Source organism: Corallococcus sp. NCSPR001, from assembly GCF_017309135.1.
Classification (GTDB): Bacteria; Myxococcota; Myxococcia; order Myxococcales; family Myxococcaceae; genus Corallococcus.
This window is the reverse complement of the sequence record NZ_JAFIMS010000002.1, coordinates 3,301,377-3,319,604: the sequence shown is the minus strand read 5'-3', so window position 1 is coordinate 3,319,604 and position 18,228 is coordinate 3,301,377. Positions and strand designations below refer to the sequence as shown.

The 18,228-nt window shown below is 70.9% G+C and carries 17 protein-coding genes; 5 read left to right on the top strand and 12 right to left on the bottom strand.

Annotated features, from left to right (window positions below; translation table 11 throughout):
* Positions 1-45: 45 nt before the first annotated feature.
* Positions 46-726 (top strand): hypothetical protein, encoded by a 681-nt coding sequence (locus JYJ93_RS15640; protein ID WP_206792101.1) that lies wholly within the window; start codon positions 46-48, stop codon positions 724-726.
* A gap of 1 nt (position 727) precedes the next feature.
* Here JYJ93_RS15640 and JYJ93_RS15635 read toward each other — a convergent pair whose 3' ends face one another.
* From JYJ93_RS15635 to uppS, 10 genes are all read right to left on the bottom strand, one after another.
* Positions 728-1,390 carry a molybdenum cofactor biosynthesis protein MoaE gene (locus JYJ93_RS15635; RefSeq protein ID WP_206792100.1) on the bottom strand — a complete coding sequence of 221 codons (663 nt, stop codon included), beginning with the start codon at positions 1,388-1,390 and terminating at the stop codon, positions 728-730.
* 24 nt (positions 1,391-1,414) lie between these two features.
* Positions 1,415-3,223 carry a PKD domain-containing protein gene (locus tag JYJ93_RS15630; RefSeq protein WP_206792099.1) on the bottom strand — a complete coding sequence of 603 codons (1,809 nt, stop codon included), beginning with the start codon at positions 3,221-3,223 and terminating at the stop codon, positions 1,415-1,417.
* A gap of 11 nt (positions 3,224-3,234) precedes the next feature.
* Positions 3,235-3,960, bottom strand: coding sequence for an MXAN_2562 family outer membrane beta-barrel protein (locus JYJ93_RS15625; protein WP_206792098.1), 726 nt, complete (start codon positions 3,958-3,960; stop codon positions 3,235-3,237).
* Positions 3,957-5,009, bottom strand: coding sequence for an MXAN_2561 family MXYO-CTERM-anchored protein (locus JYJ93_RS15620; protein ID WP_206792097.1), 1,053 nt, complete (start codon positions 5,007-5,009; stop codon positions 3,957-3,959). The genes JYJ93_RS15625 and JYJ93_RS15620 overlap by 4 nt, the downstream gene beginning before the upstream one ends.
* 126 nt (positions 5,010-5,135) lie before the next feature.
* On the bottom strand, positions 5,136-6,167 hold the full coding sequence (locus tag JYJ93_RS15615; protein WP_206792095.1) for an aspartate-semialdehyde dehydrogenase: 1,032 nt from the start codon (positions 6,165-6,167) through the stop codon (positions 5,136-5,138).
* 67 nt (positions 6,168-6,234) lie between these two features.
* Positions 6,235-6,978 (bottom strand): tRNA (adenosine(37)-N6)-threonylcarbamoyltransferase complex dimerization subunit type 1 TsaB, encoded by a 744-nt coding sequence (gene tsaB / locus JYJ93_RS15610; RefSeq protein WP_206792092.1) that lies wholly within the window; start codon positions 6,976-6,978, stop codon positions 6,235-6,237.
* A 24-nt stretch (positions 6,979-7,002) separates the two neighbouring features.
* Positions 7,003-7,482: a septal ring lytic transglycosylase RlpA family protein gene (locus JYJ93_RS15605; protein ID WP_206792083.1), complete on the bottom strand. Its 480-nt coding sequence runs from the start codon at positions 7,480-7,482 to the stop codon at positions 7,003-7,005.
* Positions 7,483-7,492: 10 nt separating this feature from the next.
* Entirely contained in the window at positions 7,493-9,124 is a 1,632-nt protein-coding gene (gene rseP, locus JYJ93_RS15600; protein ID WP_206792081.1) for an RIP metalloprotease RseP, read from the bottom strand.
* A gap of 84 nt (positions 9,125-9,208) precedes the next feature.
* Positions 9,209-10,039 carry a phosphatidate cytidylyltransferase gene (locus JYJ93_RS15595; protein ID WP_206792069.1) on the bottom strand — a complete coding sequence of 277 codons (831 nt, stop codon included), beginning with the start codon at positions 10,037-10,039 and terminating at the stop codon, positions 9,209-9,211.
* On the bottom strand, positions 10,036-10,833 hold the full coding sequence (uppS, locus tag JYJ93_RS15590) for a polyprenyl diphosphate synthase (protein WP_206792067.1): 798 nt from the start codon (positions 10,831-10,833) through the stop codon (positions 10,036-10,038). Before uppS ends, JYJ93_RS15595 begins: the two co-directional genes overlap by 4 nt.
* A 138-nt stretch (positions 10,834-10,971) precedes the next feature.
* Here uppS and JYJ93_RS15585 point away from each other — a divergent pair, with 138 nt between their 5' ends.
* A complete protein-coding gene (locus JYJ93_RS15585) occupies positions 10,972-11,790 on the top strand; it encodes a tetratricopeptide repeat protein (protein WP_206792057.1) in 819 nt (272 codons plus the stop codon).
* A 2-nt stretch (positions 11,791-11,792) separates the two neighbouring features.
* Positions 11,793-13,772: a MopE-related protein gene (locus JYJ93_RS15580; protein ID WP_206792055.1), complete on the top strand. Its 1,980-nt coding sequence runs from the start codon at positions 11,793-11,795 to the stop codon at positions 13,770-13,772.
* Positions 13,773-13,781: 9 nt separating this feature from the next.
* Here the strand turns inward: JYJ93_RS15580 and JYJ93_RS15575 are convergent, their stop codons facing one another.
* Positions 13,782-15,611, bottom strand: a complete 1,830-nt coding sequence (locus tag JYJ93_RS15575) for a serine/threonine-protein kinase (protein ID WP_206792053.1) — start codon at positions 15,609-15,611, stop codon at positions 13,782-13,784.
* A 128-nt stretch (positions 15,612-15,739) separates the two neighbouring features.
* On the opposite strand from JYJ93_RS15575, the gene JYJ93_RS15570 reads away from it, so the two are divergent.
* A complete protein-coding gene (locus JYJ93_RS15570) occupies positions 15,740-16,855 on the top strand; it encodes a serine/threonine-protein kinase (RefSeq protein ID WP_206792045.1) in 1,116 nt (371 codons plus the stop codon).
* Complete coding sequence (locus JYJ93_RS15565) at positions 16,852-17,793, top strand: RluA family pseudouridine synthase (protein ID WP_206792043.1); 942 nt, start codon at positions 16,852-16,854, stop codon at positions 17,791-17,793. The genes JYJ93_RS15570 and JYJ93_RS15565 overlap by 4 nt, the downstream gene beginning before the upstream one ends.
* Here the strand turns inward: JYJ93_RS15565 and JYJ93_RS15560 are convergent.
* The gene (locus tag JYJ93_RS15560) at positions 17,790-18,203 is read right to left on the bottom strand and encodes a secondary thiamine-phosphate synthase enzyme YjbQ (protein ID WP_206792041.1); all 414 of its coding nucleotides are present in this window, start codon (positions 18,201-18,203) and stop codon (positions 17,790-17,792) included. The genes JYJ93_RS15565 and JYJ93_RS15560 overlap by 4 nt on opposite strands.
* Positions 18,204-18,228: the final 25 nt, after the last annotated feature.

Genomic DNA, 18,228 nt, shown 5'->3' with positions numbered 1-18,228 from the left:
AAGCCAGGGCCGGGCGGCCGCCAAGGCCTTATGCTCCGGCCCCACATGCCCACGCCTTCCGCGACCTCCGCCTCCGTGGCGGACGGTGGACTCTTCTGCGAGCTGTACTGGGGCACCTCCCTGGCGGAGGCCTGGAGCTATGGCCCGGAGCTGGGCCAGGTCCACGCCGCGCCCGACGAGACGGCCCCCCTGCCTCTCTACGGCTTCACGCTGCCGGAGGAGCCCTTCCTCCTCGCCGAGCGCACCCCGAAGGGCTGGCGCATCCACGTGCCGCCCTCCGCTCGCGTGGAGAAGAGCCTCAAGGGCACGGACTTCCAACCGGTGGGCCCGGAGGAGCTGACGGGCGCGCCGGGCCGCACGGCGGTGGAGCTGCGCGAGGGCATGACGCTGCGCCTCGTGGAGGGACAGCTGAACCTGCTGGTGCAGCCGTCGGTGGTGAAGGAGCGCGCGGGGCGCTTCCGCGTGCAGGACGTGGCCTGGATCATCACGGTGGCCGTCCTCTTCCTGAGCGCCCCCGTCGCCTTCCTCGCCCTGGGGCCGGATCCGGCGCGCATGGCCGCGAACAACGCGCGCGCGCTGCAGGTGGCCCACGAAAAGGAGGAGGCGCGGCGCAAGGCCATGGGCCTGGACCAGCCGCTCAAGCCGCTGACGGAGGCCGAGCGCGCCACGCAGAAGCAGGACGGCGGCGCGCGCGTCACCGTGCCGGCGAGCCTCGGCGTGCGCTGACTCAGGGCCCCAGGCCCACCCAGACCTCGCCGTCCTCGAAGAACTCCTTCTTCCAGATGGGCACGTCCTGCTTGAGCCGCTCGATGGCGTACTCACAGCCCAGGAAGGCCTCCTTGCGGTGCGCGGAGGCCGCGGCGATGACGACGGCCAGCTCGCCCGGCACCAGGGTGCCCACGCGGTGCATGATGGCCAGGCGCGTCCCCGGCCACGTGCGCGCCACCTCGTCGCCAATCTCCGCGAGCTTCGCCTCCGCCATGGGCGCGTAGGCCTCGTACTCCAGCCGCAGCACGCGCCGGCCCTTCGTCTGGTCGCGCACGGCGCCGGAGAACGTCACCAGCCCGCCCGCCCCCTGGGACGCGACCGCGTCCACGACCTCCGAGAGCTGGAGCGGCCGGCCCACCACGCCAAAGAGGCGCGGCGCCCCACCGGCCACGGGCGGAATCAACGCCAGCTCCGCGTCCGGCGCCACCGGTGAGTCCAGCGCCACGAACTGCTGCTGCACCGCCACGCGCAGGTGCGGCAGGAGCGGCGCCAGCGGCGGGTGCTTGGAGGCGAGCAGCGCGAGCACGTCCGAGACGCGCGCCCCGGGCGGCACGTCCAGCGACTCGCGGGACAGGCCCGCGCGCTCGCGGGCCGCGGCGAAGTACAGCACGGTGACGGACATGACCTGCCTCCTGCTGGCGTGTCCCTAGCGCTCGCGCAGCACGACGCGGCCCTGGAGCCGCCCGCCGCCGTCCACCGGGGAGAAGTCGAGGAACCCGTATTCGAAGGGGGTGAGCTTCTCCAGCAGCGCCGTCACCAGGAGCTGGCTCGCCAGCAGCTCCCCCGTCCCCAGCCCCGGCACCGAGCGGACCCCTGCGAGGTCCGCGCGCAGCTGCGCCATGTCCACCATCAGCGACAGGTGGCCCGGGCCGAACGCCTCCGCGCCGAAGCGCGTGCGCAGCGTCCTGCCCACGTCCCCCGTCTCGCGGCCGGAGAGCACCTCGCCGGCCTCCAGCGTGGCGCGCTCCGGGGTGAGCGAGAGCGACACCGGCTGCTCCATGAGCCGCGTGCGGAAGCGCGTGGTGCCGCCCTGCGCTTCCTTCTGGAAGACGAGCCCGTTGTCCTCCAGCTGCTTCTGGACGAGCTGCTGCACCGGCTGCACGGCCGTCAGGCCCGCCTCCATCACCACCGTGCCCTTGGGCGCGGGGCGCCGGTCCCGGATGAAGCCCCGGAAGAAGGCCGCCGCGTCGAAGTAGACGAGCATCGCCACGTCGCCGCGCAGCGCCTTCAGGAGCGGCTCCGCGTCCAGCCCCTGCCTGCGCCAGCGCTCCAGCGTCCGCTGCCGCCGGGGCGACTCCGGCGAGCCGAACACCAGCCGCGCCAGCTCCTCCGGAGGCACCGACAGCTGCGCCGCCGCCACCGGCCCCACCGCCGCGCGCCCCAGCAGCTGCGACGCCGGCCCCTTCGCGCCGCCCAGCAGCGGCCGGGACGAGGACAGGAAGCCGTCCAGCTCCGCCTGGTCCGCCTGCACCGCCAGCGCGCCGAAGAAGCCGCGCACCGGCATGTCCTCCTTCTCCGCCTCCGGCACCGGCGGCGAGGAGAAGAGGAACACGCTGCCGTCGCGCACCTTGCCGCGCAGCTCCGCGAGGAGCGCGTTCTCGGAGATGCCCGGCCCGGACAGCGCCTCCACCTTGCGGCGCACCTGCTCCACGTCCGGGGACTCCAGCACCGCCAGCGCCTTCACCGTCTCCCCGGGCTCCGGCGCGTCCGGCGAATCCGGCACCGCGAGGTACACGTAGCCCCGGTCCGCGAAGAGCAGCATGGCGTTGCCGCCGTCCACCGGCTCCACGCGCGCGCTGCCATCCTCGCGGGGCAGCACCCGGTGGCCGGCGTCTCGCAGCTCGCGCGCCACGGCCGCGAGCGCCGCCCGCGAATCCGTCACGCCCAGGAGCGCCACCACGCCGTCGAAGTCCGGCAGGAGGAAGAAGCCGAAGCCCTCCTCGGGGTCCACCTCCGAGGGGCCGGGCCCCAGGCTGCGCAGGATGAGCGGCACGAGCGGCGTGTCCGCCAGCGTCTGGCGCACGTTGCCCTTGCCCACCAGCCGCCCGTAGAAGTCCACCAGCCCTTCCACGTTGCCGCGCAGGCGGGGCACCCACAGCACGGTCTGCGCGTCCTCGGGCACCGCGCGCAAGACGGGACGCGGCACCACGGTAAGCACCACCCGGGCCAGCTCCTTGTCCCCGTCCAGCGCCCGCACGGTGTAGCGGCCGGCGGTGGCCCACGCGTGGCGGACGCCCGGCACCGTCTGGGGCGGCGTGCCGTCCCCGAAGTCCCAGGTGATGGAGGGCGCCTTCGGGGAGGTGGAGCCGAAGGCCTCCGGCACTCCCGCCTCCAGCGTGCGCTCCGGCCCCAGGTCCGGCCTCAGCCCCCGGCAGCCGGAGGCCCCCAGGCCCACGGCGGCCACGAGGAGGAGGAAGGGAAGCGGGGATGGGCGCGCGCGCGGTCGGGAGGCCATGGGCCTTTCGGTTAGTAGTCCAACGCCAGCCCGAACATCCAGCGCCGGCTGCCCAGGTTCAGGCCCTTGCCGCCGAAGTTGTTCACATCCGCATGCGTGTACTCGGCGAAGAGGTACGAGTGGTTCACGCCCAGGTCCGAGTCGAAGTCGCGCGCGAAGCGCGGCTCCAGCACGTCCAGGAGGAACGACACGCCGGCGGTAGCTCCCCAGCCCCACTTGCCGCCGCTGGCCTTGCTGCCCTCCACGATCTCCGTGGCGCTGCCCTTGGTCATCCACCACGGCGAGTAGATGAGCCCCAGCTTGGCGTACGGCACCAGCGGGATGCCCCAGCGGAAGGCCGCGTAGTCGAACTTGTAGAAGGCGTTGAGCTGGATGGGCAGCACCTTCAGCGCGGCCTTGTCCGCCGCCGCCGAGCCGTCCTCCAGCTTCGCGTCCGCGTACTTCTCAGCGTAGCCCAGGCCCAGGCCCAGGCCCGCCGTGCCGATGCCCTGGTAGAAGAAGCGCTGGAGCTCGCCCTCGATGAGCAGCAGCGACGCGTCACCGAAGGTGTCCTCGTACGGCGTCGCGCCCTTGTCCTGGAGGGCCTGCTCCGAGTCGATGCGCGGCTTGTAGCCGCCCCCGCGGAAGATGACCGCGCCCGTGCGCGGAGAGCGCGTGGGGATGGTCACCTCCTGCGCCACCGCCGGTACCGCCAAGAGAAGCGCCGCGACTCCCAGGCCCACAGCCCTGCTGCTCATGACACCTTCCTCCGAGACGACAACCAGATGCCCAGCGCGGCCAGCACCGCGCCACCGGCGATGCCGCCACCGGTCGCGGCACACCCGCCGCGCTCCTCGCCGCCACCCTCCACGTATGCATCGAACAAACCATTGCTCTTGACGGGCGTCGCATCCACCGAGGCGGACGCCGTGCTCTCATTGCCCGCAGCGTCCCGGATGATGGCCTGGAGCCGGTACGTCACGCCATTCGTAAGGCCGGTGATGACGACATTCCCCTCGCCGGCCGCCTTGTCGACGCGCGTCACCGGCCCCGTGGTCCCCTCCAGCGCCAGCGCCCCCACCAGCCCCGCCCCGCCATCGTCCGTGCCCGCGTCCACGTCCGTGCCCGCGTCCACGTCCGTGCCAGCGTCCACGTCCGTGCCAGCGTCGGCGTCCGTGCCCGCGTCGGCGCCCCCGGACGCCACCATCGCCACCTCCACGATGACGGTGGAGTCCGCCTCCGCGCCATCCACCTGCACCGACAGCGCCGAGTCCCGGGGAATGACCGCGCCGATGGTGGGCGCCGCGGGCGGCTGCGGGTCGTACTTCAAGATGAAGGTCGGGCTCCCCACGTTGGCGTAGGCCGTCTGGCACTCGGTCCCCGCGAAGCCGCCCAGCTGCCGCGCGGACGCGCACAGGTTGAAGGAGATTTCAGAGGTCTGCGAGTCGCAGGTCGCCGAGGAGCCCCCGTCCGTGCCGCCGCCGCGCGCCGCGAGCACCTGCTGCACGCTGAAGTTCACGGTGCCGCTGGCCGTGGTGTCGCCCGAGCCCAGGGACACCAGCTTCAGGTCGGTGGCGGAGGGCTCCAGGCCGCAGCTCCCCGTCGTCGCGTAGATGAAGAGCGAACCGCCGCAGATGTTGCCGGTGCGCGTCCAGGAGAACCGGCGCGCGTTGCCACACTCACTCTTGGGCACCGTGACGGTGTTGTTGCCCGTGGTGGGGGTCGCGCTCGTGAACTGCACCGCGGGCCCCACCTGGGCCACGGCCGTGGACGCGAAGAGCAGGAGGCCAATGAAGGGAAGGCGCATGGATGGGCTGGAAGCTAGCAAGGGCGGGGCCACCCTCAAGCCCCGTCCGGACGGCCTGTTCCCCAAGGAAAACCCCGGGTTCGCGCGCCAAACAGGCAAGGTGCCCCCGGGGGCTTTGCCAAATTGTCAGGCGGGCCGTTCCGCCAGCTTGAGGCCCGCGTCCACCAGGTGGGCGGCGGCCCTGCCGGCGTTGTCCACGGACGCGAAGAGCGTCACCCACTCCGGGGCCTGGGGGAAGGCGCGCACCCGGCCCACGTGGACGGCCGGGTCGCTCATCACCAGCATGGGCATGGGGTAGATGCGCTCGCCGGGGGCGTCCAGCACCTTGAGGGACGGGGACGTCTTCAGCGCGGCGCGCACCTGCTCCACGGGGCCCGGCTTCTTCAGCTGCACGTTCACCGTGAGGCCGTGGCCGTGGAAGGTGGGCACCTGCACGGCGGTTCCGGCCAGCACGGGCGTCTCGCCCAGGGCGGAGAACAGGCGCGCGGCCTCCAGGGTCCAGCCGCCCTCCTCCTCCGTCCACGGGCTGTTCACCATGAAGCCGCCCACCTGGGGCACCAGGTTGAAGCCCACGCGGTGCGGAAACACCTGCGGCTCCGGCTCGCGGCCGGACAGCAGGTCCGCGGTCTGCTTCTCCAGTTCGGAGATGCCGCGCACGCCCGCGCTGGAGGCGCCCATCAGCGCCGTCACCTGCGCGCGCACCACGCCGAACGCGCGGCGCAGCGGCTCCACCAGGTGCACGGTGGCGCTGGTGACGATGCCCGGCAGGCTCACCACCCGGCCCTTGAAGCTGAAGCCCGGCCCCAGGGCCTCCGTGTTGAAGCCCGGCAGGATCAGCGGCACGTTGCCGTCGCTCCGGAAGGCGCTGCTTGCGTCCACCACCCACGCGCCCGCGGCCTGCGCGGCCGGGGCCAGCGTGCGGGACGCCTCCGCGGGCGTGGCCAGCAGCACGACGTGGATGCCCCGGAAGGCGTCCGCGGAAGCCCGCTCCACCTCCAGGGTGTCCTCGCCGTACTCCACCTCCAGGCCCTTGGAGCGCTCCGAGCCGAACGCCCGCACCTGCTCCACCGGCACGTCGCGCGCGTACAGGTTCGCCAGCACCTCGCGGCCCACCACGCCCGTGGCGCCCACCACGGCAATCCGAAGGTTCTCTCTCATGATGGGCTCCTTTACGTCAGCGCCTCCGCCCGCGCGAGCACGACGAAGCGCCCTTCAGGCGGAGGCTTCAGTCTTCCTTGAACCGGGCCGTGGGCGCGGGGCCCGGCAGCGGCGGGAACTTCGGGTTGCGCTCCGGTTCGGACGCGCGGACATAGTGCGGCTCCAGGGCGAAGAGCGCCTGTTGCGAGTACGCCTCCGGCAGCCTCGCCAGCCGCCCCACCTCCACGGCGGACGGGAAGGCCGGTCCGGACAGGAGCCGGTGCGGCGCGACGCCGTGCTTCTCCAGGGCCTGGCGGTAGTCCGCGAGCGCGGGGCCCAGGGCCACGGCCTCCGGCCAGTCGGACATGCGCCGCGCGACCTCCTCCGGCGACATGGCCGTCTCCGGCTCCAGCGCCTCCACGGCGAAGCCCACGCGGCGGTAGGCGCCCAGGTAGAGGTCGTCCTTGCGCGCCACGGCCAGGCAGAACAGCGGCACGCCCTCTGGCCCCTCCAGCGCCACCGCCGCCAGCGACGACGCGCCAGCGACCTTCAGGCCCGTGGCGTACGCCAGCGCCTTCACCGTGGCCAGGCCGATTCTCAGGCCCGTGAAGGAGCCCGGCCCCAGGCCCACCGCCAGCCCCTCCAGGTCCTGGAGCTTCAGGCCGTGGCGCGAAAGCAGGTCCCCGACGACGCCGGGCAGCGCCTCGCTCTGCTTGTCCGGCGGAGGCACCACCACGTGCTCCACGGCGCGCACGGCGTCCCCCTGGCGTTCCACCAGGGCAAGCGACAGCGTCAGCGTGGAGGTGTCCAGCGCGAGCAACACAGGCGACATCCCTTCTTTCGTTTCAAGGCACTCTCAGGCCGGAACGGCCCAGAACTCCACCGGTACCTGCGACACGCGGTCGCTTGCGCACCGGTACAGCCGCACGCGCGCCAGGCCCTTGTCCAGCATGCCCAGTTGCTTCGCCGCGGCCTTCGACACGTCGATGATGCGTCCGTCCACGAAGGGGCCGCGGTCGTTGACGCGCACCTCCACCTCGCGGCCGTTCTCCATGTTCGTCACCTTCACGCACGACCCGAAGCGCGCCGTGCGGTGCGCCGCGGTGAGGGCGTTCTGGTTGAACTTCTCCCCGCTGGCGGTGGGCCGGCCGTGGAGGCCGGGACCGTAGAAGGACGCGATGCCCTCCCCCAGGTAGTTGCGCGGCATCTTCTCCCGGCGCGTCACCTTCGCGCCCTCGTCACCGGATGAAGTCTCCGGCGTGGGCCTGGCCGCTCGCGAAGCGCAGCCAGCGAAGAATCCCATCCCCAAGAGCAGGAGCGCGGTCCGTCCTCGCATCATCACCTCGTTAGCGGGTCACGTCGTTGGTCACGGCCAGCAGCATCAGCAGGATGAGCAGCGCCAGGCCCACCATGTTCGCCACCTCGCGCACGCGCACGGGGATGGGGCGGCGGCGGATGCCCTCCCACGCCGCGGACAACAGGTGGAAGCCGTCCAGCACCGGGATGGGCAAGAGGTTCATCACGCCCAGGTTGATGGAGATGATCGCCATCAGGTTGAGGAAGCTGTCCAGGCCCTGCTCGGCGCTCTTGGCGGCCAGCTGGTACATCATGATGGGGCCGCCAATCGTGCTGGGCGACACCTTGCCCACGAACAGCCCGCCCAGCACCTGCACCATCTGCCCGACAATCTTCGGGACGATGAGCGCGGCCTCCTTGAAGGCGGCGGCGGGGCCCAGGTCGATGGTCACCTTCTCCACCGGCGGCAGGTCCGCGCTGCTGTAGCTCCACGGGCGCACGCCGAACACCAGCGGGGCGCTCGTCTGGCCGTAGTCGTCGCGCGTCTTGAGCGGCGCCTGCGCCAGCTTCTCCGTGCGCTCGCCCTGGGCTCCGCGCCAGGTGAGCGTGAAGGGCTGGGCCTGCAGGCCGTTGAGCACCGTCGCCAGCTTGTTGAAGGACTTCAGCGGCGTGCCGTTGATGGCCACGATGCGGTCGCCCGGCGCGATGCCCGCGCTCTCCGCCACGCTGCCGGAGGCCACGCTCGCCACGTAGAGATCCACGGCCTCCGCGCCCAGCGCCGCGGCGCCCTCGCCCGGCTGACGCGGCAGGGAGACCTTCACCACCTCCGGCAGCCGGCCGGTGACGGCGCCCACGCCCACGGGGGCCAGGCGCGCCACGCTCAACTCCATGGGGGTGCCCTCCGGCACCTTGGCGACCTCCCGGTAGAGGGCGGCCTCGTCCTGCACGTGCACGCCGTTGACGGACAGCACGCGGTCGAAGCTCTTCAGGCCCGCGGCGGCCGCGGGGGACGTCGCCGGCACGCCCACCACCGGCGGCTGCGGGTAGGGGCTCACGCCAATCATCCCGCGCTCGACGGTGTCCACCGGGGACACCTCCGAGCTCTTCTCCGGCGTCACCTCCACCACCTGCTGCTTGCCGTCGCGCTCCAGGGTGATGGGGACGGGGCGGTTGAACTTGCCGACGAACGCGTCGCGCATGTCGTCGAAGGTGCGGACCGGCTCGCCCTCCACGGACAGGATGCGGTCACCGGGGCGCACGCCCGCGGCGGCGGCGGCCATGTCCGGAGACACCATGCCCACGCGCGTGGACAGCGTCTCCTGGGGGCCCAGGAAGACGAAGAAGTAGACGAAGATGGGGAACAGCAGGTTGAAGGCCGGGCCCGCCAGGACGATGAGCCCGCGCTTCCAGGGCGGCTGCGCCAGGAAGCCGCGCGCGGCCTCTTCCGGCGGCAGCTCCTCGTGCGGCAGGTCCCCGGCCATCTTCACGAAGCCGCCCAGGGGCAAGAGCGCCACCTGGTACTCCGTCTCGCCCTTGGTGAAGCCGATGATCTTCGGTCCGAACCCGATGGAGAACTTGAGGACCTTCACTCCGCAGGCCTTGGCCACGAGGAAGTGGCCAAGCTCATGCACCGTCACGAGCACGCCCAGCAGGAGGATGAAGAACCCGAGGTTCTGGAGCATGGCGCGAAGAGTAATCGCGCCCCCCGGGACGGACAACGCACAACGCAAGCCGCAAGGCAGGCGGCCAGGCGCGAAATCAGGCACTTACGGCAGCAGGGGCCTCACGAACTGCACATAGACGAACACCAGCGGCGCGTTGAAGATGAGCGCGTCGATGCGATCCAGCACGCCGCCGTGTCCGGGAATGAGCTTTCCGGAGTCCTTCACGCCGTAGGCGCGCTTGAGCATGGACTCGCACAGGTCGCCCACGGGGCCCAACAGGCCCCCCAGGATGCCCAGCAGCACACAGTCCCACACGGTGAAGATGGGGAAGAAGCCGAGCTTGGCGATGAACATGCCCAGCACGGAGCCGACCATGCCGCCGAAGAAGCCCTCCCACGTCTTGTTCGGGCTCACCGCGGGGTAGAGCTTGTGCTTCCCCAGGAAGCGGCCCGCGAAGTACGCGAGCGTGTCGTTGGCCCAGGTGATGGTGAGCGCGCAGATGACCCACGCGTGCCCTTCCCCCGGCAACAGGCGCAGCGCGGACAGCGCGGTGAGGCCAATGGAGCCGTAGAGGAAGCCCGTGACGAGGTGCGCGGCCCGGGTGGGGGCCTCCGCGAGCACGCCCCGGAACAGGTTGTAGATCCACGCGAAGAAGAAGAAGACGGACGTGAGCCAGAAGGCCGTCTCGCCGGTGCGCGCGGCGTCCCGCAGGGGCAAGAGCGGCATCACGAAGGCGAAGGCCATGCCGACCCACGCGGCGGCGCCCAGGCGCTTCTGGGTGATGAGGTAGTACTCGCCCGCGCACACGGCCGCGGCGGCGCCCAGGAGGATGGCGCTGTAGTACCCGCCCAGGAACAGGAGCAGGAGCACCAGCGGCAGGAGGGTGACGCCTGTGACAACGCGGATGAGGAGGTTCTTGTTCTTCTCGTTCACGCCTTTGCCCGCTGGGGGGTGTCGTCCCGGTTGACCTGGGCGGACGTCAGCCCGAAGCGCCTCTCGCGGCCCTGGAACTGCGCCAGGCAGCGGAGGAACTCCTCGGTGCGGAAGTCGGGCCACAGGGCGTCGGTGAAGCACAGCTCGGCGTACGCCAGTTGCCAGAGCAGGAAGTTGGAGATGCGCTGCTCGCCGCTGGTGCGGACGATGAGGTCCACCGGCGGCAACCCCGCGGTCCACAGCCGCGACTCCAGGTCGTCCGCGTCCAGGTGCGCGGGGTCCAGCTCACCGCGGGCGGCGGCCTGGGCCAGGTCGCGCGCGGCGCGCAGGAGTTCCTCACGGCCGCCGTAGGAGAGCGCCAGGGTGAGCACCATGCCCGTGTTGTGGGCGGAGTCGGCCCGCAGGCGCTCCAGGGGCTCGCGGACGTAGCGGGGCAGCTTGTCCACCTCGCCAATGGCGTTGAGGCGGATGCCGTTGTCGAGGATCTCCGCGCGCTCGGACTCCAGGTACTCGCGCAAGAGGTCCATCAGGCCGGCGACCTCTTCCGCCGGGCGGGCCCAGTTCTGGGAGGAGAACGCGTAGAGGGTGAGGGCCTGCACGCCCAGGCGGCGGGCGGCGCGGGTGACCTCGCGGACGCTCACGCTGCCCTCGCGGTGGCCCTCCAGCCGGGGCTGGCCTCGGAGCTCCGCCCAGCGGCCGTTGCCGTCCATGATGATGCCCACGTGGCGCGGCAGTGGCCGGGCCTTGACCTGGACCTCGAGGGCGGTGGGCAACACTGTGGGAGGGCGATCCATGAAGCCGCGCACCCTAGCGGCGGCGCCGCGTCGCGTCCACGGGCGCGTGGCCGCCCGGTCCCCCTCCACGGGTGGGCGGTCGTCTGGAGGGGTTGAACGGTTCATGAGGGGACAGGAGCCCGGCTAGAGTCGTCTTCCATGAAAACTCCTCATGGGTCTCCCTCCTTCCGGGTGCTCGGCGGGCTGCTCGGGTTCTGGCTATTGGGGGTGGGTCCGGCCTTCGGACAGGCGGCGGGGACGGAAACGGCGGCGTCCCGGCCGGCGGGCACGTACTTCGACGCGGCGATGGCGGAGGCCGCCCGGCTCTATGAGGACCTGGAGTCCGAGCAGGCCCTGGCTGCGGTGACCCGGGCGCGGCGGCTGGCGCGGACGGACGCGGAGCGCAGCGCGGCGGCCATCTACGAGGGTGTCATCCTGGCGGACATGGGGCGGCGCGAGGAGGCGCTGGCGTCGTTCCGGGCGGGGTTGCTGCTGGCGCCGGAGGCCCGGCTGCCGGCGAAGGTGTCACCCAAGGTGGAGGGGGACTTCGAGTCGGTGCGAAGCGCGGTGCGGCAGGAGCACGCGGCGGCGGCGAAGCCGGCGGATGCGCCGGTGGTGGAGGCTCCGAAGGCGTTGAGCCCGGCCCAGGTCGCGGCGGCGCCGGCTCCGGGCGTGGATTTGAAGGCGGATGTCCGTGAGCGCGGGATGCGCCGGGTGCCGACGGTGTCGTGGGTGCTCTTGGGCACGGGGGTGGTGGCGGGCGGCGTGGGGTCCCTCATCGGGCTCCAGTCGCGCGGCAACGTGAGCTCCGCGCGCGACGCGGACCTGTCCTCGGACGTGAGCGGGCATCTGGACGATGCGCGGGGACAGGCGGTCGTGGCGAACGTGTTGTTCGGCACGGCGGCGGCTGCGGCCGTGGGGGCCATCACCACGTACTTCCTGAGCGGTGAGTCCCCTGCGGCGGCGGGGACTCCGTGAGGATGCGGCTCGCGTTGACGCTGGGGATATGGATGCTGGGCGGCTGCACCGTGCCCGTCGATGACGACGTCATCCTGCGGAGGTTCTGTTCGAACGCCGGACGGGACTTCCAGGACGCGACGTTCCGGCTGACGGATCCGGCGGCCTGTGACCGGGGCATCGCGCTGGAGGTCCGGAGTGGGAATTCGAGTCCTGGCTGCGTCCAGGTCTCGCTCCAGGATGGCGACAAGCGGCTGCTCTCGTCCACGCAGTTGCTGGGGCCGACACAGGTCACGCCGACGCAGTCGCGCGGATTGCGCATCCTGCTCTCCGAGGCGCAGGGGACTAAGTTCCGGCTGCTCGCGGAGTCCTTCGCGGGCAATGCGTGCGACGGCGTTGCGACCACGAAGCTCCTGCGGTTCGTCGAGGTTCCCCAGGGCAAGGTGCAGAGCGTCCAGCTTGACGTGTCCCAGAGCGACGAGGACGGTGATGGTCATCCGTCCATCGCCACGGGCGGCGCGGACTGCGACGACGCGAACGCGGACATCCACCCGGGCGCGGAGGAACTGTGCGACGGCGTGGACAACAACTGCGTGGACGGCGAGGCGGATGCCCCGGGCATGCGGACGTGGTTCCTCGATGAGGATGGCGATGGCTACGGCGTGGCCATGATGGCGTGCGTGCAACCCACAGGGCTCCTGGCGGACCAGGGCGGCGACTGTGACGACACGGACCGCTTCGTTCATCCCGGTCAGAGCGAACTGCGCTGTGACGGCCGTGACGACAACTGCGACGGCGCGAAGGATGAAGGGCTGCCCATCCTGACCTGGTTCCGGGACGCGGATGGGGACGGATATGGCGACGTGACCCAGGCTGTTTCAGGTTGCGCGGCTCCCGCGGGCCATGTGGCCATCGCCACGGACTGCGATGACACCAACGCAGCCATCCGGCCCGGAGTCGCTGAAACCAAAGACCTCAAGGACAACAACTGCAATGGAGCAATGGATGAATGGCTCTACCCAGGCCCGCGCCTGTCCGCAGGCTTTCAATGCAATATCGCACTGACCACCGCAGGACATGCCTGGCTATGGGGAAGAGGTGCAAACACATCAAATGCCACCCCGACGCGAATTCCAAACCTGGCAGGCGTGGCTGCCCTTGAGGATGGTGATTTGCACTCCCTGGCACTGATGCAGGACGGCACCGTCTGGGCATGGGGTACCAGTTTTGAAGGGCAAGTCGGATGCGGGCTCCAGGAATGCCAGTATGTTCCGGCACCAGTCCAGGGCCTTGAAAACTTCACGGCGATTGCCGCCGGAGCACGCCATTCAGTGGCGCTCAAGCGAGATGGCACCGTGTGGGCATGGGGTAACAATGACTGGGGCCAATTGGGTGATGGCACGATGACTCGTCGCTATGCTCCCGTCCAGGTCAACGGTATGACGGGGGTCATCGCCATTGCCGCGCGCGATTACAAGTCAGTGGCTCTGAGGTCGGACGGCACCGTCTGGAACTTGTTCAGTCTCGGCTCTGGCCCGACCCCATCGCAGGTACCGGGGTTGACGGGAGTCATTGCGATCTCCTCAGGATTCAATCATGACATGGGATTGAAGGCGGACGGCACCGTCTGGATATGGGATCGCTTTGTTGGACAGGTCCCACAACAGGTCCCTACCTTGACGAGCGTGACAGCCATTTCAGGCGGCGGCCGTCACCTGCTCGCGCTGAAGCGGGACGGTACCGTCTGGGCGTGGGGCGACAACAACGCAGGTCAGCTTGGAGATGGGACAACCACTCCGCATGACACCCCCGTGAAGGTCACGGGACTTACAGATGTCGCAGCGATATCCGCTGGCGGCGAACATTCCGTCGCCGTGAAGCAAGATGGGAGCATCTGGGGTTGGGGCTTCAATGCTGCTGGGCTGATCGATGATTCGGAATCGGACGTCCTCGTTCCGAAGCAGATCGCCTCCCCCGGTGCCTGGAGCCTGACTTCGCAGTGACCTGACCCGTCACTCCGCCGCGAGGTTGAGCTTGAAGACGTTGTCCTGCCCGGCCTTCACTTCGAAGGACCGGGTCACGTCCTTGCCCAGCTCCCTGTTCACCACGCGCACCTGATGCACGCCCTCTGTCGCCTCCACGGCGGCGAAGGGCGTCTGTCCCAGGGGCTTGCCGTCCAGGGACACCATGCCGAACGGACGGACGCGGAACTCCACCCTGCCCTTCGGGAGCGCGCGACGGACCGGCGGCGTGGACGTGCTGGCCACCACGGGCTTCGCGATGACCGGAGTGCGCGGAGCCGGCACCACCTCCGCCACCACGCCCGCGTCGCGCACCTCGGAGGCGGTCTCCGTCGCGGGCTTCACTTCTGCCACGACGGCAGGAGTGCCGCTGTCCACCGTCTCGGCGGCCACCGGTTCCACGCGCGTCGCCGGAACGACGGGGGTTACCTTCGGCTCCCGCGGCGTCGTGGGCGCCTGATCATTCCGAGCCACCAGCGTGGGCGTACTCACAGGCGCGGAGGGCTCCTCCCCCTTCCCCAGGAGCGCCAGTCCCCCAGCGAGCCCCACCACGCTCACCGCCACCATCACGCCCACCAGCTTCCGCCGGGGCGAGCGCACCGCTCCCGCGAGCACGGGCTGCTCGGAGGCAGCCCCCTTCGAGACATTCGGAGGCGGCGCCCCGGACTCCCGCAGCAGGCTCCCCGCCGACGGCGTCGCGGGGTCCGTCGCCGCGTCGAACCGGCTCGACGGCATGTCGTGTCCGGAGGCGGTGACAGCGGGCGCCTCCATCGAGGAGCGCGAGGCCAACGGCTCCCACGCCGTGCCTGCGCGATGGGGCATGGGCGTCGTCGCCGCTTCCACCACGGGCGCCAAGGGCGCCGTCACCCGCCCCTTCGCGGGCGTGTGCGCGACGGGCGTCGCCTCCACCCCTTCCATCACCTGCGCCACCAGCCGTGCAATCTGATACGCGCCCACCGGCTCACCCAGCGACAGCACGAAGCGCTCCAGGTCCGCCTGGAACGCGCGGCAGTCCGCGTAGCGCTGCTCCCGGTCCTTCGCGAGCGCCTTCTCCAGGATGCGCTGCATCGCCTCCGGCAGGTCCGGCCGGCGCTGCACCGCGGGCACGAAGGGCTCGAAGAGGATGGCCTGCATCATGCTCACGTCCGTCGTCGCGTCGAACGGGCGCTTCCCGGTGAGCAGCTCGTAGAGCACGATGCCCAGCGCGTACACGTCCACGCGCCCATCCATGGGCCTCGCCTGGAGCTGCTCCGGCGGCATGTACGCGACCTTCCCCTTCACCACGCCCGTCGCCGTGCGGTGACTCTGCCCCGCCACCTTCGCGATGCCGAAGTCCACCACCTTCACCGCGCCCTGCCGCGACACCAGCACGTTCTCCGGGCTGATGTCCCGGTGCACCAGCCCCAGCGGCGCGCCCGTCTCCGCATCCGCCAGTTCGTGCGCGAACGCGAGCCCCTCCGCCGCGGCGGCCACCATCTTCGCGCACACGCCCAAAGGCAGCGGCTGCTTCAGCTCCATGGAGCGCTTGATGAGCCTGCGCAGCGTGGGCCCGTCGATGTACTCCATCGCCAGGAAGTAGCTGCCGTCCACCTCGCCGAAGTCGAAGATCTGCACCACGTTCGGGTGGTCCAGCCGGGCGGCCAGCTGCGCCTCGCCCAGGAACATCTCCACGAACGCTTCATCCTCCGCCAGGTGCGGCAGGATGCGCTTGAGCACCAGCGTCTTCTCGAAGCCCCGGGGCCCCGCGGCCTTCGCGAGGAACACCTCGGCCATGCCTCCCGAGGCGAGCTTCCGCACCAGCTGGTACTTCCCCAATTGCATGGACCCAAAGCTTTCCCATGGTTCACTGGAAAAGTGAAACCCTCCGCGCGAGCGAGCGTCCGGTGGCATGAGCAAGCCACCAGGATGTTTGACCGTGACGTGACGTGGTCCGTAGGATCCGCGCTCCCATGCCTCCCAAGGCCATTGGTCCCTACCGCGTGCTGGAAACGCTCGGCAGTGGCGGGGCCGGGACCGTCTATCGGGCCCTGGACCGCCGCAGCAACGACGAGGTCGCGCTGAAGCTCCTGTCGACGGGTGGCCCGTCGCTGGACGACCGCGCGGCACGCAGACTCGCGCGCGAATTCGAGACGCTCGCGGACCTGGCCCACCCCAACGTGGTGAAGGTCTTCGAGGCCGGCGTCCACGCGGGCCAGCCGTACCTGGCCATGGAGCTCATCGAAGGGCTCACCCTGCGCCACTACCTGGACGTGAGCTTCAACGACCTGCACACGCCCACGCCGTCGTCGCGCTTCCCGCTCACCCTCCGCCGCACCGCGGACGACGACTTCGGCAGCGTCGACAGCCCGGACGAGGAAGAGGACGACGACGTCGACGACGGCACCTTCGACCTCAACGCCTTCGCGGAGGAAGCCCCCAGCGAGGACCTGGCCAGCTTCCACGGTGCCGGTGAAGACGACTCGGATTCGGACGGGATGCCCGTGGTGGATCCGCGAAGGGCCGCGCCGCGCGCGCCGCAGCCCCCCGCCCTCCCCGCCACGCCGAAGATGGCGGACCTCAACCGCCCGGAGCGCATGGGCAAGCTGAAGGACGCCATGCTCCAGGTGTGCGAGGCCCTGGCGTACATCCACGGCCACGGGCTGGTGCACCGGGATTTGAAGCCGTCCAACATCATGGTGGACGACGACCGCCAGGTGCGGCTGATGGACTTCGGCCTGGCCAAGTTCCTCGCGGACGACGCGGGCATCACCGCGGACGGCAAGCTGGTGGGCACGTACCGGTACATGGCCCCGGAGCAGATCCTGGGCGAGCCGCTGGATGGGCGCTCGGACCTGTACAGCCTGGGCGTCATCCTGTACGAGCTGATGAGCGGGCGTCCGCCGTTCGACGCGAAAACGCCGCACGAGCTGTGGCGCCAGGTGCTGGAGACGGAACCTCCGCCGCTGCTCGCGCTCAACCTGCATGGCGACCCGCAGCTGGCGCGGGTGGCCCATCGCCTCATCCGCAAGGAGCCGGACGACCGGTTCCAGACGGCCGAGGAAGTGTACGAGGCCCTCTCCGAGTGACCACGACGACGACGCACACCCTCACCGTGGACGCCGCCAAGGCGGGCCAGCGGGTGGACCTGTTCGTGGGCGAGGCCCTGGGCCTGTCCCGCGCGCGCATGAAGCGCCTCTTCGAGGAAGGCCAGGTGCGCGTGGACGGCCGCCCCGCGAAGAAGGGGCTCACCATCACCGCCGGCCAGAAGATCTCCGTCACGGTGGAGGAGGCCGCGCGCGAGGCCGTGCCCGACACGGACTTCCCGCTCGTCGTCCTGCACGAGGACGACGCCCTGCTCTTCGTGGACAAGCCCGCGGGCCGTCCGTCACATCCCCTGCAGCCGGGGGAGACGGGCACGGTGGCCAACGCCCTGGTGGCGCGCTACCCGGAGGTCGCGCAGGCGTCCCAGGACCCTCGCGAGGGCGGCCTGTGCCACCGGCTGGACGTGGAGACGTCCGGGGTGGTCGCGGCGGCCCGCACGCGCGAGGCCTGGACCACCGTGCGCGAGGCCTTCAGCCACCGCGCGGTGGACAAGCGCTACGTCGCCCTGGTGACGGGCCCGCTGGCGGACGAGGGCGAGGTGGAGGTGCCGCTGCGCCACCACCCGCGCCACCCGGACCGCGTGGAGCCCGCCCCCTACGGCGCCGAGGACGCCCGCGAGGCGCTGTCCCACTTCCGGGTGCTGGCCCGCTCCGGCGACTACAGCCTGGTGGAGGTGAAGATCCTCACCGGCGTGCTGCACCAGGTGCGCGCGCACCTGGCCGGCGTGGGCGCGCCCATCGTGGGGGACGCGCTCTACGGGGGCCGCGAGGCGCCGGAGCTGGGGCGGTTCTTCCTGCACGCCCGCTCGCTCACCGTGCCGCACCCGGTGACGAAGGAGCCCGTGAAGGTGGAGAGCCCGCTGCCGCCGGACCTGGTGGCGGAGCTTTCGCGTCACGGGCTGTCGTGGCCGGTGGCCGGTTAGTCGCCCATCACCTTGACGATGACGCGCTTGCGGCGCTGGCCGTCGAACTCGGCGTAGAAGACCTGCTGCCAGGGGCCCAGGTCGAGCTTGCCGGCGGTGACGGGAACCAGCACCTGATGGTGGACGAGCATGGACTTCAGGTGCGCGTCGCCGTTGTCCTCGCCGGTGCGGTGGTGGCGGTAGTCGGGGCCGTGGGGCGCCAGGTGCTGGAGCCAGTCCCAGATGTCCTCGTGGAGGCCGGGCTCGTCATCGTTGACGAAGACGCCCGCGGTGATGTGCATGGCGGACACCAGCACCATGCCCTCCTGGATGCCGCTCTTCTTCACCAGGGCGGCCACGGTGTCCGTGAGGCGCACCAGCTCGCGCCGGGCCTTCGTCTCGAACCAGAGGTATTCGGTGAGGGTCTTCATGGCTCGCACTGTCAGAGGGGACCAC

Coding starts and splice junctions, on each gene's coding strand:
- JYJ93_RS15615 (WP_206792095.1), bottom strand. CDS start 6,167: ATGAGAGAGAACCTTCGGATTGCCGTGGTGGGCGCCACGGGCGTGGTG.
- JYJ93_RS15625 (WP_206792098.1), bottom strand. CDS start 3,960: ATGAGCAGCAGGGCTGTGGGCCTGGGAGTCGCGGCGCTTCTCTTGGCG.
- JYJ93_RS15635 (WP_206792100.1), bottom strand. CDS start 1,390: ATGTCCGTCACCGTGCTGTACTTCGCCGCGGCCCGCGAGCGCGCGGGC.
- JYJ93_RS15620 (WP_206792097.1), bottom strand. CDS start 5,009: ATGCGCCTTCCCTTCATTGGCCTCCTGCTCTTCGCGTCCACGGCCGTG.
- rseP (WP_206792081.1), bottom strand. CDS start 9,124: ATGCTCCAGAACCTCGGGTTCTTCATCCTCCTGCTGGGCGTGCTCGTG.
- JYJ93_RS15640 (WP_206792101.1), top strand. CDS start 46: ATGCCCACGCCTTCCGCGACCTCCGCCTCCGTGGCGGACGGTGGACTC.
- JYJ93_RS15630 (WP_206792099.1), bottom strand. CDS start 3,223: ATGGCCTCCCGACCGCGCGCGCGCCCATCCCCGCTTCCCTTCCTCCTC.
- JYJ93_RS15585 (WP_206792057.1), top strand. CDS start 10,972: ATGAAAACTCCTCATGGGTCTCCCTCCTTCCGGGTGCTCGGCGGGCTG.
- tsaB (WP_206792092.1), bottom strand. CDS start 6,978: ATGTCGCCTGTGTTGCTCGCGCTGGACACCTCCACGCTGACGCTGTCG.
- JYJ93_RS15605 (WP_206792083.1), bottom strand. CDS start 7,482: ATGCGAGGACGGACCGCGCTCCTGCTCTTGGGGATGGGATTCTTCGCT.
- JYJ93_RS15570 (WP_206792045.1), top strand. CDS start 15,740: ATGCCTCCCAAGGCCATTGGTCCCTACCGCGTGCTGGAAACGCTCGGC.
- JYJ93_RS15560 (WP_206792041.1), bottom strand. CDS start 18,203: ATGAAGACCCTCACCGAATACCTCTGGTTCGAGACGAAGGCCCGGCGC.
- JYJ93_RS15575 (WP_206792053.1), bottom strand. CDS start 15,611: ATGCAATTGGGGAAGTACCAGCTGGTGCGGAAGCTCGCCTCGGGAGGC.
- JYJ93_RS15580 (WP_206792055.1), top strand. CDS start 11,793: ATGCGGCTCGCGTTGACGCTGGGGATATGGATGCTGGGCGGCTGCACC.
- uppS (WP_206792067.1), bottom strand. CDS start 10,833: ATGGATCGCCCTCCCACAGTGTTGCCCACCGCCCTCGAGGTCCAGGTC.